This is a genomic window from Pseudomonas sp. Irchel s3a10 (genome assembly GCF_900187525.1).
GTDB classification, from domain to species: domain Bacteria; phylum Pseudomonadota; class Gammaproteobacteria; order Pseudomonadales; family Pseudomonadaceae; genus Aquipseudomonas; species Aquipseudomonas koreensis_G.
In genome coordinates this window covers 198,065-211,897 of sequence record NZ_FYDR01000004.1, presented here as the reverse complement: position 1 = coordinate 211,897, position 13,833 = coordinate 198,065, and the positions used below count along the sequence as shown (strand labels likewise).

General features: G+C 60.1%; 14 protein-coding genes. 10 read left to right on the top strand and 4 right to left on the bottom strand.

Features of this window, described 5'->3' with window-relative positions:
• Window positions 1-48: 48 nt before the first annotated feature.
• The 4 genes from CKW11_RS13905 to ntrC all read left to right on the top strand — a co-directional run bounded on the left by CKW11_RS13905 (window position 49) and on the right by ntrC (window position 3,925).
• Window positions 49-561, top strand: a complete 513-nt coding sequence (locus CKW11_RS13905) for a DUF4124 domain-containing protein (RefSeq protein WP_095137970.1) — start codon at window positions 49-51, stop codon at window positions 559-561.
• Entirely contained in the window at window positions 558-1,175 is a 618-nt protein-coding gene (locus tag CKW11_RS13900; protein WP_095137969.1) for a DUF4124 domain-containing protein, read from the top strand. Before CKW11_RS13905 ends, CKW11_RS13900 begins: the two co-directional genes overlap by 4 nt.
• A gap of 231 nt (window positions 1,176-1,406) precedes the next feature.
• Window positions 1,407-2,492, top strand: a complete 1,086-nt coding sequence (gene glnL, locus CKW11_RS13895; protein WP_007961730.1) for a nitrogen regulation protein NR(II) — start codon at window positions 1,407-1,409, stop codon at window positions 2,490-2,492.
• Window positions 2,489-3,925 carry a nitrogen regulation protein NR(I) gene (gene ntrC, locus CKW11_RS13890; RefSeq protein WP_007961729.1) on the top strand — a complete coding sequence of 479 codons (1,437 nt, stop codon included), beginning with the start codon at window positions 2,489-2,491 and terminating at the stop codon, window positions 3,923-3,925. The genes glnL and ntrC overlap by 4 nt, the downstream gene beginning before the upstream one ends.
• Before the next feature lie 515 nt (window positions 3,926-4,440).
• On the opposite strand, the gene CKW11_RS13880 is transcribed toward ntrC, so the two are convergent.
• Entirely contained in the window at window positions 4,441-4,881 is a 441-nt protein-coding gene (locus tag CKW11_RS13880) for a hypothetical protein (RefSeq protein WP_095137968.1), read from the bottom strand.
• Here CKW11_RS13880 and CKW11_RS13875 point away from each other — a divergent pair.
• Window positions 4,880-5,335 (top strand): tRNA (cytidine(34)-2'-O)-methyltransferase, encoded by a 456-nt coding sequence (locus CKW11_RS13875; RefSeq protein ID WP_095137967.1) that lies wholly within the window; start codon window positions 4,880-4,882, stop codon window positions 5,333-5,335. The two genes, CKW11_RS13880 and CKW11_RS13875, sit on opposite strands and share 2 nt — an antisense overlap.
• Before the next feature lie 130 nt (window positions 5,336-5,465).
• On the opposite strand, the gene secB is transcribed toward CKW11_RS13875, so the two are convergent.
• Genes secB through CKW11_RS13860 form a run of 3 tightly spaced genes read right to left on the bottom strand, consistent with a single transcriptional unit; the run spans window position 5,466 to window position 6,678 of the window.
• Window positions 5,466-5,951 carry a protein-export chaperone SecB gene (secB, locus tag CKW11_RS13870; RefSeq protein ID WP_025110924.1) on the bottom strand — a complete coding sequence of 162 codons (486 nt, stop codon included), beginning with the start codon at window positions 5,949-5,951 and terminating at the stop codon, window positions 5,466-5,468.
• A gap of 57 nt (window positions 5,952-6,008) precedes the next feature.
• A complete protein-coding gene (gene grxC, locus CKW11_RS13865) occupies window positions 6,009-6,263 on the bottom strand; it encodes a glutaredoxin 3 (protein ID WP_003220774.1) in 255 nt (84 codons plus the stop codon).
• Between the two features lies 1 nt (window position 6,264).
• Window positions 6,265-6,678 (bottom strand): rhodanese-like domain-containing protein, encoded by a 414-nt coding sequence (locus CKW11_RS13860; RefSeq protein WP_007961724.1) that lies wholly within the window; start codon window positions 6,676-6,678, stop codon window positions 6,265-6,267.
• A 154-nt stretch (window positions 6,679-6,832) separates the two neighbouring features.
• Here CKW11_RS13860 and gpmI point away from each other — a divergent pair, with 154 nt between their 5' ends.
• From gpmI to CKW11_RS13835, 5 genes are all read left to right on the top strand, one after another.
• On the top strand, window positions 6,833-8,362 hold the full coding sequence (gene gpmI / locus CKW11_RS13855) for a 2,3-bisphosphoglycerate-independent phosphoglycerate mutase (RefSeq protein WP_095137966.1): 1,530 nt from the start codon (window positions 6,833-6,835) through the stop codon (window positions 8,360-8,362).
• Between the two features lie 252 nt (window positions 8,363-8,614).
• Window positions 8,615-9,901 carry a murein hydrolase activator EnvC gene (locus CKW11_RS13850; protein ID WP_027611262.1) on the top strand — a complete coding sequence of 429 codons (1,287 nt, stop codon included), beginning with the start codon at window positions 8,615-8,617 and terminating at the stop codon, window positions 9,899-9,901.
• A gap of 31 nt (window positions 9,902-9,932) precedes the next feature.
• Window positions 9,933-11,252 (top strand): S41 family peptidase, encoded by a 1,320-nt coding sequence (locus CKW11_RS13845; RefSeq protein WP_047600888.1) that lies wholly within the window; start codon window positions 9,933-9,935, stop codon window positions 11,250-11,252.
• Between the two features lie 2 nt (window positions 11,253-11,254).
• A complete protein-coding gene (locus CKW11_RS13840) occupies window positions 11,255-12,031 on the top strand; it encodes a divergent polysaccharide deacetylase family protein (RefSeq protein ID WP_095137965.1) in 777 nt (258 codons plus the stop codon).
• 130 nt (window positions 12,032-12,161) lie between these two features.
• A complete protein-coding gene (locus CKW11_RS13835) occupies window positions 12,162-13,640 on the top strand; it encodes a serine protease (RefSeq protein ID WP_095137964.1) in 1,479 nt (492 codons plus the stop codon).
• Window positions 13,641-13,833: the final 193 nt, after the last annotated feature.

Here is a 13,833-nt window from a genome sequence, read left to right as displayed (position 1 = left end):
GCACCTGGCCTATGCTGCACTCCATCGTTTTCTTTCCCGGTCGATTTCATGGGTCGCACCTTTCTCTACATCCTGCTGCTGCTCGCCCTGCCCGCCGCCGCGCAGATTTACAAGTACACCGACGCCAACGGCAACACGGTTTACAGCGATCACTCGCCGGACGGTGTTCAGGCGCAGCCGGTCGAGTTGCCGCCACTCAACCGCGTCGAGCCACAGGCACCGAGCGCGCCAGCGCCCTCCAGCACCGACACACGCCCCGCGGCACGCAGTGTTTATGAAGTGCTGGAACTGACCGGCCTGCCCGACGAGGAAGCGCTGCGTGCCAACAATGGCACTTTCACTGTCAACGTGCTGATCAAGCCGCGCCTGCAGGCGCCGCACCAATTAAGGCTGGTTCTGGACGACGCGCCTTATGGCCAGCCGAGCAACGTGCCGATCCTGCAACTGGTAAATGTCGATCGCGGCGAACATCGTCTAGCGGTACAGGTGATCGACGGCGAAGCGATCATCCAGCAGAGCCCGGCGGTGGTGTTCACCGTGCAGCGGGTGCACAAACCATGAGAGTTGCCTGGCTGATCCTATGTGCGCTGGCACTGCCCGTTTCAGCGGAGGTATTCACCTACGTCGATGCGCAGGGCAATCGCGTCTACACCGACCAGCCGCGCGGCAACGCCAAGCGTGTACCTGTTGCGACCAGCAATCGCATGTCGGCCAACCCCACATCTGCTGCACCGATCAGCGCTGCAAAAAAGGTCGCGGAACAACCGCTGTTCCACTACGACATGCTGCGCATCCTGATCCCCGAGCCGGACGCGACCCTTCGCAGCAGCGCGGGCGAGGTGATCGTCAGCGTCACCAGCGAGCCCGGCCTGCAGCAGGGCCATCGCTATCGCCTGCTGCTGGACGGCCAAGCCACTGGCGAGCCGAGCCTGAGTCCGGTATTCCCGCTGAGCAACATCGACCGGGGCAGTCACAACCTGTCGGTGGAAATCCTTGATGAACAGGGTCGCACTGTCGAGCGCACCGCCAACCAGCCATTCCACATGCTGCGCATCTCGCTGGCGCAGAAACGCCAGGTCAAACCCTGCGTCAGCGAGGACTACGGCGTGCGCCCGGAATGTCCGCTGAAAGACAAACCCGCCGAAGAAAAAAACCCCTTCCTGCGCTTCTTCTAACGCCATTCAGCTTTACGCACTATATTGGTGCAATAGACTGCACCGTACCCAGATTCCAACCCATTTTGGTTCGAAACTTCCCGTTCGAGCTGGCACCCTGCCACTCAAACGAGCGTCAAACGCCTGTTTCACGGGTTGAACGCTTCTTTTCGGAGCCTTGGTTTGGTTTTTGCATTTTCCGTTTAACGACGCCTGCTTCTTGCGCACGCTCCGCCCCCAAAAGAGGCTCCGATGACTATTAGCGACGCAATCCACCGTTTGCTGCTCGACAACCTGACCACCGCTACCATTCTGCTCGATGCCGAACTGCGCCTTGAGTACATGAACCCGGCGGCCGAGATGCTGCTGGCCATCAGCGGTCAGCGCAGCCATGGACAGTTCATCAGCGAGTTGTTCACCGAGTCCACGGAGGCGCTCAACTCGCTGCGCCAGGCGGTCGAACAGGCACACCCGTTCACCAAGCGCGAAGCGATGCTCACCGCCCTCACCGGCCAGACCCTGACCGTGGACTACGCGGTGACGCCGATCCTCAGCAACGGCGCGACCATGCTCCTGCTGGAAGTGCACCCGCGTGACCGTCTGCTGCGGATCACCAAGGAAGAGGCGCAACTGTCCAAGCAGGAAACCAGCAAAATGCTGGTGCGCGGCCTCGCCCACGAGATCAAGAATCCGCTCGGCGGGATCCGGGGCGCCGCGCAGTTGCTGGCCCGCGAACTGCCGGAAGACAGCCTGCGCGACTACACCAACGTGATCATTGAAGAGGCCGACCGCCTGCGCAATCTGGTCGACCGCATGCTCGGCTCGAACAAGCTGCCGTCGCTGGCGCTGTGCAACGTCCACGAAGTGCTGGAGCGCGTCTGCCAACTGGTCGAAGCGGAAAGCCAGGGTTGCATCACCTTGGTGCGCGACTACGACCCGAGCATTCCCGACGTATTGATCGACCGCGAACAAATGATTCAGGCCGTGCTGAACATCGTGCGCAACGCGATGCAGGCGATCAGCAGCCAGAACGAGCTGCGTCTGGGCCGCATCAGCCTGCGCACCCGGACCATGCGCCAGTTCACCATTGGCCACGTCCGCCATCGTCTGGTGACCAAAATCGAGATCATCGACAACGGTCCGGGGATCCCTGCAGAACTTCAGGAAACCATCTTCTTTCCCATGGTCAGCGGCCGCCCGGACGGTACCGGGTTGGGCCTGGCCATTACCCAGAACATCATCAGCCAGCACCAGGGCCTGATCGAGTGTGACAGCCACCCCGGCCACACCACGTTCTCGATCTTTCTGCCACTGGAACAAGGAGCCACATCGACATGAGCCGTAGTGAAACCGTGTGGATCGTCGATGACGACCGTTCTATCCGTTGGGTTCTGGAAAAAGCCTTGCAGCAGGAAGGCATGACCACGCAGAGCTTCGACAGCGCCGATGGCGTGATGAGTCGTCTGGCCCGTCAGCAGCCCGATGTGATCATTTCCGACATCCGCATGCCGGGCGCCAGTGGCCTCGACCTGCTGGCACGCATCCGCGAACAGCACCCACGGTTGCCGGTCATCATAATGACCGCTCACTCCGACCTGGACAGCGCCGTCGCGTCCTATCAGGGCGGCGCGTTCGAGTACCTGCCCAAGCCGTTCGACGTCGACGAGGCGGTATCGCTGGTCAAACGCGCCAATCAGCATGCGCAGGAACAGCAAGGCCTGGAAGTGGTGCCGGCGCTGACCCGCACCCCGGAAATCATCGGCGAAGCGCCGGCGATGCAGGAAGTGTTTCGCGCCATCGGCCGCTTGAGCCACTCCAACATTACCGTGCTGATCAACGGCGAATCCGGTACCGGTAAAGAACTGGTGGCCCACGCCCTGCACCGCCACAGCCCGCGCGCGGCCTCGCCATTCATCGCGCTGAACATGGCGGCGATTCCCAAGGACCTGATGGAATCCGAGCTGTTCGGCCACGAGAAAGGCGCATTCACTGGCGCGGCCAACCTGCGTCGCGGCCGCTTCGAGCAGGCGGACGGCGGCACGCTGTTCCTCGACGAAATCGGCGACATGCCGGCCGACACCCAGACCCGTTTGCTGCGGGTGCTGGCCGACGGCGAGTTCTATCGCGTCGGCGGGCATGTGCCGGTCAAGGTCGATGTGCGGATCATTGCCGCGACTCACCAGAATCTGGAAACCCTGGTGCACGCGGGGAAATTCCGTGAGGACTTGTTCCACCGCCTCAACGTGATCCGCATCCACATTCCGCGCCTGTCGGACCGTCGCGAAGACATCCCGACCCTGGCCAAGCACTTCCTCAGCCGCGCCGCGCAAGAACTGGCGGTGGAGCCGAAGCTGCTGAAAAGCGAAACCGAGGAATACCTGAAGAACCTGCCATGGCCGGGCAACGTGCGGCAGTTGGAGAACACCTGCCGCTGGATCACCGTGATGGCCTCCGGGCGCGAAGTGCACATCAGTGACCTGCCACCGGAACTGCTGAGCCTGCCGCAGGATTCGGCGCCAGTGACCAACTGGGAGCAGGCGCTACGCCAGTGGGCCGATCAGGCGTTGGCCCGTGGCCAGTCGAGCCTGCTCGACAGCGCGGTGCCGGCGTTCGAGCGGATCATGATCGAGACTGCACTGAAGCACACGGCCGGTCGTCGTCGCGATGCGGCGGTATTGCTCGGCTGGGGGCGTAATACCCTGACGCGCAAGATCAAGGAACTGGGGATGAAAGTGGATGGCGGGGATGACGATGAGGGGGATGAGGGCTGATCAACGCCCCCTGTGGGAGTGGGCTTGCTCACGAAAGCGCTGTTCATGAAACGTATCAGTGACTGACGCGACGCCTTCGCGAGCAAGCCCGCTCCCACAGTGGCCCCGCCGTGCACCAACCTAATGCACTTGACCCGTGATCGGGCATCGCAGCCTGTGCAAAAACCATCCAGGCAAGACTGAAAAAACCAGCCAGTAAAAACACGAAAGCCCCGATTTACGGGGCTTTCGTGCATCTGAAGCTTTTTTCTGTTTCCAAATACTAAAACTGGCACGCCCCCTGCAATAACCTTCACAGGTAATTCGATTCACCACCCGTTTCGGGGACCTTGGTACAGGCAGGCCGGGGATTCCCCTCTTTACACCGGGTTCAAACCGCAACGCGGCGAACCCACCCTTTTGGGATCCTTGGTACAGGCAGGCCGGGGGTTCCCTCTTTACACCGGACCGACGCTCTCAGCGAAGTCCACCCCGTTTTGGGAACCCTGGTACAGGCAGGCCGGGGATTCCCGCTTTTATTGCTCCCGGAGATGGATCTCCAGCCGCCAGCGGTCATCGACCTGGCTGCCGGCCCAGTCCCCCCGCAGCGGCCGCGCCGCCAGCACCGTCAACAACAGCCCACCGTCACTCACTCGAGTACGCCAGTTCACATCCTTGCCATTGAGCTTGAGCTGGCCCTTTTGCGCGCGGCCTTCTGCCTGGAACAACAGGGCCACGGTGCCATCGATGATTTCGCCATGCAGCTTCGGCTCGTTGTTGAACCACACCACCAGGCCGTCATCGGTAACCTCGACCTGCTGCAGCACACTGGGGTCCGGCATGGTCAGGCGACCGATCATCAAACCGACCATCAAGCCGACAATCGCCAGCGAACCGATCACCCGCGGGAATAGTTTCGAACGGTTGTCCACAGGCGGCGTAGAATGCCGCTCATCTTTACCTTCGGAGCCGTGCATGTTTCACGTCATCCTTTTTCAACCAGAAATTCCGCCGAACACCGGCAACGTTATCAGGCTGTGCGCCAACAGCGGCTGCCACCTGCATTTGATCGAACCGCTGGGTTTCGAGATGGACGACAAGCGCTTGCGCCGGGCCGGTCTCGACTACCACGAATATGCCACGTTGCAGCGCCACGCCGACCTCGCCAGTTGCCTTGAGAGTCTAGGCAACCCTCGGCTGTTCGCATTTACCACCAAAGGCTCGCGGCCGTTTCACGATGCCGCATTCGTCCCGGGCGATGCATTCATCTTCGGCCCGGAAAGCCGTGGCCTGCCGCCGGAAGTGCTCGACGCGCTGCACGCCGAACAGCGCCTGCGCCTGCCGATGCGTGAAGGCTGCCGCAGCCTGAACCTGTCCAACACCGTGGCGGTGGCCGTTTACGAAGCGTGGCGGCAGAACGACTTTAAATAACACCGAATAACAAATGTGGGAGCGGGCTTGCTCGCGAAGGCGTCGGATCAGATGACATTGATGTCGCCTGACACTGCGCTTTCGCGAGCAAGCCCGCTCCCACATTGGACTTGCGTCGTCGCTCAGATACTTACTGAACGGTCGGCGTCTCGCCCGCAGCCTGCATGCGCTGCAGCTCTTGCGCGTACAGGGCGTCGAAGTTTACCGGAGCAAGCATCAGGGCCGGGAACGAACCACGGGTCACCAGGCTGTCCAGGGTCTCGCGAGCGTACGGGAACAGGATGTTCGGGCAGAACGCACCCAGAGTGTGGCTCATCGAAGCCGCGTCCAGGTTCTTGATCAGGAAGATACCGGCCTGTTGCACTTCAGCGATGAAGGCCACTTCGTCACCGTTTTTCACGGTCACCGACAGGGTCAGCACGACTTCGTAGAAATCGCCTTCCAGCTCTTTCTGGCGAGTGTTCAGATCCAGACCGACGGTCGGGTCCCACTGCTGGCGGAAGATCGCCGGGCTTTTCGGGGCTTCGAAGGACAGATCGCGTACGTAGATGCGCTGCAAGGAGAATTGCGGTGCGGTTTCTTCTTCGCTGGCTGCAGTGTTCTGTTGGTCAGTCATCTCAGATCCTTTCTGATCTTGGGTCTTTTAGGGATTGCTGTACGTGGGTGCAGCCGTTCAGGCCTTGAGCAACGCGTCGAGCTTGCCCGCGCGCTCCAGGGCATACAAATCATCACAACCGCCGATGTGCTTTTCGCCGATCCAGATCTGCGGCACCGACGTGCGTCCGGCCTTCTGGCTCATGGCAGCACGAATCTGCGGCTTGCCATCGACCTTGATCTCTTCGAAGGCCACACCTTTGTTCGCGAGCAATTGCTTGGCTCGCATGCAATAAGGGCAGTAGTCGCTGGAGTAGACGATGACTTCGCTCATATCACTTCACCAGCGGCAGGTTGTCGCCTTTCCAGCTGGAGATCCCGCCGGACAGCTTGGCAGCGGTGAAGCCGGATTTCATCAGCTCGCGAGCGTGGGTACCAGCAGTCTGGCCCAGGGCATCGACCAGAATGATGGTCTTGGCCTTGTGCTTTTCCAGCTCGCCGGTACGCGCAGCCAGTTTGTCTTGAGGAATGTTGATCGCGCCAACGATATGGCCGGCGGCGTAATCTTTCGCCGGACGGATGTCCACCACCACGCCTGCGTCCTTGTTGACCAGTGCGGTCAGCTCGCCGGTGCTCAGGCTTTTACCGCCGCCCTGCATCGTGTGCGCCAGCAGCAGAGCCAGCAGTACGACGAAGATACCGACAAGAATGTAGTGGTTAGTGGCAAATTCAATCAGGTGAGCAACCATCGAAGGAGGTTCCAGGGCGTTAAAATGTCGGCCAGTATACACAGCCACTATGGTGGGCCAAACCCCGTCCGGCGGTGACGTGATCGGAACTAAGCATTAAACTCGCCACTCCCTTTTCCATCGCCCTCTTCTTTATTAGCCACGAGTGGATTCCATGACTACCACGCCTAAACCTTTGGTCCTGATGATTCTCGACGGCTTCGGTCACAGTGACAGCCACGAATCCAATGCCGTGTATGCGGCGAAGAAGCCTGTGCTCGATCGTCTGTGGGCCACGGTGCCGAACGGCCTGATCTCGGGCAGCGGCATGGACGTTGGTCTGCCGGACGGCCAAATGGGCAACTCCGAAGTCGGCCACATGAACCTCGGCGCCGGGCGCGTGGTGTATCAGGACTTCACTCGCGTGACCAAAGCGATCCGCGACGGTGAGTTCTTCGACAACCCGACCATCTGCGCGGCGGTGGATAAAGCCGTGGCCGCCGACAAAGCCGTGCACTTCATGGGTCTGCTGTCCGATGGCGGCGTGCACAGCCACCAGGATCACCTGATCGCCATGGCCGAACTGGCCTTCAAGCGCGGCGCCGAGAAAATCTACCTGCACGCTTTCCTCGATGGCCGCGACACGCCGCCGAAAAGCGCTGCTTCGTCGATCGAACTGCTCGACGCGACCTTCCAGGCGCTCGGCAAGGGCCGTATCGCCAGCATCGTCGGTCGCTACTACGCGATGGACCGTGACAACCGTTGGGACCGCGTATCCCAGGCCTATAACCTGATCGTCGACGGCAATGCCGAATTCAACGCGGCCACCGCCCAGGAAGGCCTCGACGCCGCCTACGCCCGTGGCGAGAGTGACGAATTCGTCAAAGCCACCACCATCGGCGAGCCGGTCAAGGTCGAAGACGGCGACGCCGTGGTGTTCATGAACTTCCGCGCCGACCGCGCCCGCGAGCTGACCCGCGTATTCGTCGAAGACGACTTCAAGGAATTCGAACGTGCGCGCCAGCCGAAACTGGCCGGTTTCGTCATGCTGACCCAGTACGCCGCCAGCATCCCTGCGCCATCGGCCTTCGCCGCCGGCAGCCTGGAAAACGTGCTCGGCGACTATCTGGCGAAAAACGGCAAGACCCAGCTGCGTATCGCTGAAACCGAAAAATATGCACACGTGACCTTCTTCTTCTCCGGTGGCCGCGAAGAGCCGTTCCCGGGTGAAGAGCGCATCCTGATTCCGTCGCCGAAAGTCGCCACTTACGACCTGCAACCGGAAATGAGCGCGCCGGAAGTCACCGACCGCATCGTCGACGCCATCGAGCATCAGCGTTACGACGTAATCGTGGTCAACTACGCCAACGGCGACATGGTCGGCCACAGCGGCGTGTTCGACGCTGCGGTGAAAGCCGTGGAATGCCTGGACACCTGCGTCGGGCGCATCGTCGAGGCGCTGGAAAAGGTGGGCGGCGAAGCGCTGATCACCGCCGACCACGGCAATGTCGAGCAGATGTCCGACGCCTCCACTGGCCAGGCGCACACTGCGCACACCACCGAGCCGGTGCCGTTCATTTATGTCGGCAAGCGCGACCTCAAGGTCCGTGCAGGCGGCGTACTGGCGGACGTGGCACCGACCATGCTGATGCTGCTGGGCCTGGAAAAACCGGCGGAAATGACTGGTACCTCGATTCTGGTCTGACCGAATCCATAAAACGCCGCAAAACCCTGTAGGAGTGAGCCTGCTCGCGATAGCAATCTGACAGTCAACTACTCTGTTGAATGTGAGAACACCATCGCGAGCAGGCTCACTCCTACATTGGTTTATGGTGGCTTCATAGATTATTTTCAGCTGTATCTCCAGCCAGTTATCACACAAGCCCAATTGGGCGTTTTTTTTGCAGCCCCGGGCGGGCATACTAGGCCGTCCATTACCCTGGTGCCGCCCGCCTCTATGCTCCGCGTCCTGATCGCCCTCGCTCTGACCTGCCTGCTCCAACCGGCCTTCGCTGACGAGCGCGCGCAAACCCAACAGCAGCTGGATGCCACGCGTCAGGACATTGCCGAGCTGAAAAAGCTGCTGGGCAAGCTGCAGGAAGAAAAATCCGGTGTGCAGAAAGAGCTCAAGGGCACTGAAACCGAGATGGGCAAGCTCGAGAAGCAGGTCGATGCCCTGCAGAAAGAGCTGAAGAAAAGCGAATCCGAGCTGCAACGACTCGATGCGGAGAAAAAAAAACTCCAGAGCGCGCGCACTGAACAGCAGCGACTGATCGCCATCCAGGCCCGCGCGGCCTACCAGAACGGCCGTCAGGAATACCTCAAGCTGCTGCTCAACCAGCAGAATCCCGAGAAGTTCGCCCGCACCCTCACCTATTACGATTACCTGAGCCAGGCCCGCCTGGAGCAGTTGAAGAACTTCAACGAAACCCTGCGCCAACTGGCCAATGTCGAAAAAGACATCGCCATGCAGCAGGCGCAATTGCTGGTGCAGAAAAGCAGCCTCGACACCCAGCGCGACGAACTGGAAAAGGTCCGCAAGGAGCGCCAGCAAGTCCTCGCCAAGCTCAACGATGACGTAAAGGCCCGCGACCAGAAACTGGCCGCCCGCGAGCAGGATCAGGCAGACCTGTCTAAAGTCCTTAAAACCATTGAAGAAACCCTGGCCCGCCAGGCCCGTGAGGCAGAAGAAGCGCGGCAGAAAGCGCTGATCGCCCAGCAGGAAGCGGAAAAAAAGCGTTTGCGTGAGGCGCAGGCTGACAACAGCGACGCCCCACGAAAACCAGTCAAATCAACCCCCGGCGCGCTGGTGTCCAGCAGCGGCGAGACCTTCGGTGGCCCTTTTGCTGCAACCCGGGGAAAACTTCCGTGGCCGGTTGATGGTCGATTGCTGGCACGCTTCGGCGAAAGCCGTGGCGACGATGCCCGCACCAAGTGGGATGGCGTGATGATCAGCGCCGCCGCCGGCAGCCAGGTGCATGCCGTGCACGGCGGGCGCGTGGTGTTCGCCGACTGGTTGCGTGGCGCCGGGCTGCTGGTGATCCTTGATCACGGCAATGGTTATCTGAGTCTTTACGGTCACAACCAGACACTGCTCAAGTCGGCCGGTGACGTGGTAAAAGCCGGTGAGTCGATCTCCACTGTGGGTAACAGTGGCGGTCAGGACACACCAGCACTGTATTTCGCAATTCGTCAGCAGGGTCACCCGAGTGATCCGGCGCAATGGTGTCACGCGCAAGGATAAGCGCGTCGCCTAATTCAGGAGTTCGTTCGACATGCTGCATTTGTCCCGCCTTACCTCGCTGGCCCTGACGATCGCCCTGGTGATCGGCGCGCCTCTGGCGTTCGCCGCTCAACCGGCCCCGGCCGTCGCCCCGGCAGGCACTGCCGCGACCGCCAAGGCACCGTTGCCGCTGGAAGAGTTGCGCACCTTTGCCGAGGTCATGGACCGGATCAAGGCGGCGTATGTCGAGCCGGTGGACGACAAGACCCTGCTGGAAAACGCGATCAAGGGCATGCTCAGCAACCTCGATCCGCACTCCGCGTATCTCGGCCCTGAAGACTTCACCGAACTGCAGGAAAGCACCAGTGGCGAATTCGGCGGTCTGGGCATCGAAGTCGGTTCCGAAGACGGTTTCATCAAGGTCGTCTCGCCGATCGATGACACGCCAGCATCGAAGGCCGGCATCCAGGCCGGTGACTTCATCGTCAAGATCAACGGCGCGCCAACTCGCGGCCAGACCATGACCGAAGCCGTGGACAAGATGCGCGGCAAGATCGGCCAGAAGATCACCCTGACCCTGGTGCGCGACGGCGGCACGCCGTTCGACGTGACCCTGGCCCGCGCCGTGATTCAAGTGAAAAGCGTCAAGGCGCAGCTGCTGGAATCGGGCTATGGCTACATCCGCATCACCCAGTTCCAGGTCAAGACCGGCGAAGAGGTCTCCAAGGCTCTGGCCAAGTTGCGCAAGGACAACGGCAAGAAACTCAACGGCATCATCCTCGACCTGCGCAACAACCCGGGCGGCGTGTTGCAGGCGGCAGTGGAAGTGGTCGACCACTTCATCAAGAAAGGCCTGATCGTCTACACCAAAGGCCGGATCGCCAACTCCGAACTGCGCTTCTCCGCCACCGGCAAGGACGAAAGCGAAGCGGTGCCGATGGTCGTGCTGATCAACGGTGGCAGCGCCTCGGCTTCGGAAATCGTCGCCGGCGCCTTGCAGGATCAGAAACGCGCCGTGGTCATGGGCACCACCAGTTTCGGCAAAGGCTCGGTGCAGACCGTGCTGCCGCTGAACAACGACCGCGCGCTGAAGATCACCACGGCGCTGTACTTCACGCCGAACGGCCGCTCGATCCAGGCGCAGGGCATCGTCCCGGACATCGAAGTGCGCAAGGCCAAGATCACCAACGAAGCGGACGGCGACTACTTCAAGGAAGCCGACCTGCAAGGCCACTTGGGCAACGGTAACGGCGGCGCGGACAAGCCGACCGGTTCCGGCGCGAAGGCCAAGGCCATGCCGCAGGATGACGATTACCAACTGGCCCAGGCCCTGAGCCTGCTCAAAGGCCTGAGCATCACATCCGGCCGTTGAGGATGTCGTTGCGTTTGCTCTTCGTCCTGCTGTGCTGTCTGGCGGGTGCTGCTCACGCAGAACCCGCCAGGAACACCGCGCAAAAAGCCTACCTGACGCTGATCATCGACGACCTGGGGCAGAACCTGCCCCGGGATCGCCGCGTGCTGGCCCTGCCCGGCCCGGTGACCACGGCGATCATGCCCGACACCCCGCACGCCACCGAATTTGCCCGCGAAGCCCATCGCGCCGGCAAGATCGTGATCCTGCACATGCCCATGGACCCGGCCACCGGCCCGTATGCCTGGCATCCCGAGCTACCGCTCGAGGAACTGCAAAAGCGCCTCGACGCCGCGTTCAAAATGGTCCCCTACACCGCCGGCATCAACAACCACATGGGCAGCCGCATGACTGCACAACCGGGGGCGATGGCGTGGCTGATGGGTGAGTTGCAGCGCCGACACAAGTTCTTCGTCGACAGCCGCACCAGCGCGCAGACCGTGGCGGCGCAGCAGGCACAGAAGATCGATCTGGCGAGTGTATCGCGGGATGTGTTCCTTGATGACGAGCGCACCGAAGCCGCCATCTTCACCCAGTTGCAGACGGCGATCAGCCTGGCCCGCAAGCAGGGCTCGGCGGTGATGATCGGCCACCCTTACCCGCAGACGCTGGCGGTATTGGAACGTGAATTGCCCAAACTCAAAGCCCAAGGCATCGAGTGGATCGATATCAAGCAGATGATCAGTGTGCGCAGTAACAAGGCGACAGCTGCACACGGGAAAAATGGTATTTATCGTTAAACTATCAAGTCATTAAGTTTTCATAAGCCCCTACAACCAAAACAAGTAGCAATAACTTATGGAACCGACTCAAACCTAACTGTCTTATTCTGCGCCAGTCTTGCACCCCTATATTAGCCAAGGACTGGCCATGAATTTCAAATATATCCACCCAAGCTTTTTATTACTGACTGCCTTCTCACTTCCTGCCTGTTCCAGCCCCGTCGATTACGGCAAGGGCGCTGAGAACTTCTCACCGTCGCAATACCTGACTAACAAAAATGGCGAAAATAACCACTGGATGGGAATCGGCGAGTACAAAAGCCGCGAGCACGGCTCCTGCACCGCCTTCCTGATCGACACAAACAGCTCTCGCCCGTCCGATTCCGCCTATGCACTGACCAGTGCGCACTGCGTGGGCAAGGAAAACGGGGTCATGCGAATAGATGACCCTATCGAAGCCACCATTACCTTAAACAACTTCATCGATACGACTGCTGCCTCCTGGACTGTTCCTCTGAAGAACGTAGCCTGGAGCAGTATTCAGGGTGTCGACCTGGCTCTGTTGGAGCTTGGAGTGTCACAGGGCGAACTTCTGGCACAGGGCATCACGCCCATGAAACTGGCCCGGCAGGCGCCGGCAGAAGATAGCGACATTCTGATTGTGCACAAACCCGTTGGTTCTCCATTACAAATGTCAGCCTGCACCCACATGCCCTCCCCGGCGATTTTCGAAAAGCCCTGGGTTTGGCGGCATACCGTCAGCAACCAGTGCAAAGATATTGCTTCCGGAAGCTCGGGAAGTCCGGTCATCGCTCGAACGACCAACGAGGTCTATGGCGTCCTTGGGACCTTGGCTCACCATCTGACGCCACTGCCTGGATACGGTCAGATGCCGAGCGGCAGTTACGGCAGCCCGACCTCGGTTTTCAACAATTGCTTTATCGATGGCAAACTCAATACGGATCCGCAGGTGTGCGAATTATTTCCGGCTGCCTCTATCAGACTGCCCGCCCAACTGCCAACGCATGCAAAGATCAGCGTAAGCGCTCAGGGCAACTACGTTTATCCAGAATGGAACTTCGAAGTAACCGCCAGCACCCGGTTTATCCGGACTAAACGGACGGCTGACCCGGTCGACTGCGAAGTTCCGCAAGGCTACAGCCAGCCGATCAATACTGGCACTACTCCCACCCAGTTAAATATTCCAATGGGACCTGAAACCGGGCTTAACAACCTTTGTATCATCGCCACAAACAGTACTGAGGACATATTACCGGCAGGCACTTATCGAAATGCCGTGACTGTTCCCACTTATCTGATTGATGCGGGCCCGACGCCTGTTCCGACCATAGAGACTTCGTTTAACAAAGAAATAAACAGAGCGCAGATTCTTTGGCCAGAGCGCAGGAACGAGGGCCTTGATCGATACGAGGTAAAAGGCGGCCTTGCTGAAAAAGTCAGTTGCGAAGACCCGCAGGGTTATAGGCATGTGACCTCCAATTGGCTACGCCCGGAAAGCAACTTCCCCCTCAAGCTCTGCGTTTACGCTGTCGCCCCCAACAATCAGCGCTCAGAATTGAAGGAATACATCCTGGAATGGGAGGCGCTCAAAAACAGCGCCCCCTGAGCTGATCAGTGACGTTGGCCTTGTGCTTCTGCATCAATAGTCAAAACAGGAGCGCAAGGCTGCCAATGGCAAGGAACGGATTTTTGGAAATAACTGGTCACGACGTCATACATAGTTACCGCCAGAGGCCGGATGCGAATACCGATAGTGAAACCTGCAAAGGGTCGCGACTCCCTTGAGTCGCCGTTCAACT

Coding starts and splice junctions, on each gene's coding strand:
- grxC (WP_003220774.1), bottom strand. CDS start 6,263: ATGAGCGAAGTCATCGTCTACTCCAGCGACTACTGCCCTTATTGCATG.
- secB (WP_025110924.1), bottom strand. CDS start 5,951: ATGACTGACCAACAGAACACTGCAGCCAGCGAAGAAGAAACCGCACCG.
- CKW11_RS13850 (WP_027611262.1), top strand. CDS start 8,615: ATGCTCCGCGTCCTGATCGCCCTCGCTCTGACCTGCCTGCTCCAACCG.
- CKW11_RS13845 (WP_047600888.1), top strand. CDS start 9,933: ATGCTGCATTTGTCCCGCCTTACCTCGCTGGCCCTGACGATCGCCCTG.
- CKW11_RS13835 (WP_095137964.1), top strand. CDS start 12,162: ATGAATTTCAAATATATCCACCCAAGCTTTTTATTACTGACTGCCTTC.
- CKW11_RS13880 (WP_095137968.1), bottom strand. CDS start 4,881: ATGCACGGCTCCGAAGGTAAAGATGAGCGGCATTCTACGCCGCCTGTG.
- CKW11_RS13900 (WP_095137969.1), top strand. CDS start 558: ATGAGAGTTGCCTGGCTGATCCTATGTGCGCTGGCACTGCCCGTTTCA.
- CKW11_RS13860 (WP_007961724.1), bottom strand. CDS start 6,678: ATGGTTGCTCACCTGATTGAATTTGCCACTAACCACTACATTCTTGTC.
- CKW11_RS13840 (WP_095137965.1), top strand. CDS start 11,255: ATGTCGTTGCGTTTGCTCTTCGTCCTGCTGTGCTGTCTGGCGGGTGCT.
- CKW11_RS13875 (WP_095137967.1), top strand. CDS start 4,880: ATGTTTCACGTCATCCTTTTTCAACCAGAAATTCCGCCGAACACCGGC.
- gpmI (WP_095137966.1), top strand. CDS start 6,833: ATGACTACCACGCCTAAACCTTTGGTCCTGATGATTCTCGACGGCTTC.
- ntrC (WP_007961729.1), top strand. CDS start 2,489: ATGAGCCGTAGTGAAACCGTGTGGATCGTCGATGACGACCGTTCTATC.
- CKW11_RS13905 (WP_095137970.1), top strand. CDS start 49: ATGGGTCGCACCTTTCTCTACATCCTGCTGCTGCTCGCCCTGCCCGCC.
- glnL (WP_007961730.1), top strand. CDS start 1,407: ATGACTATTAGCGACGCAATCCACCGTTTGCTGCTCGACAACCTGACC.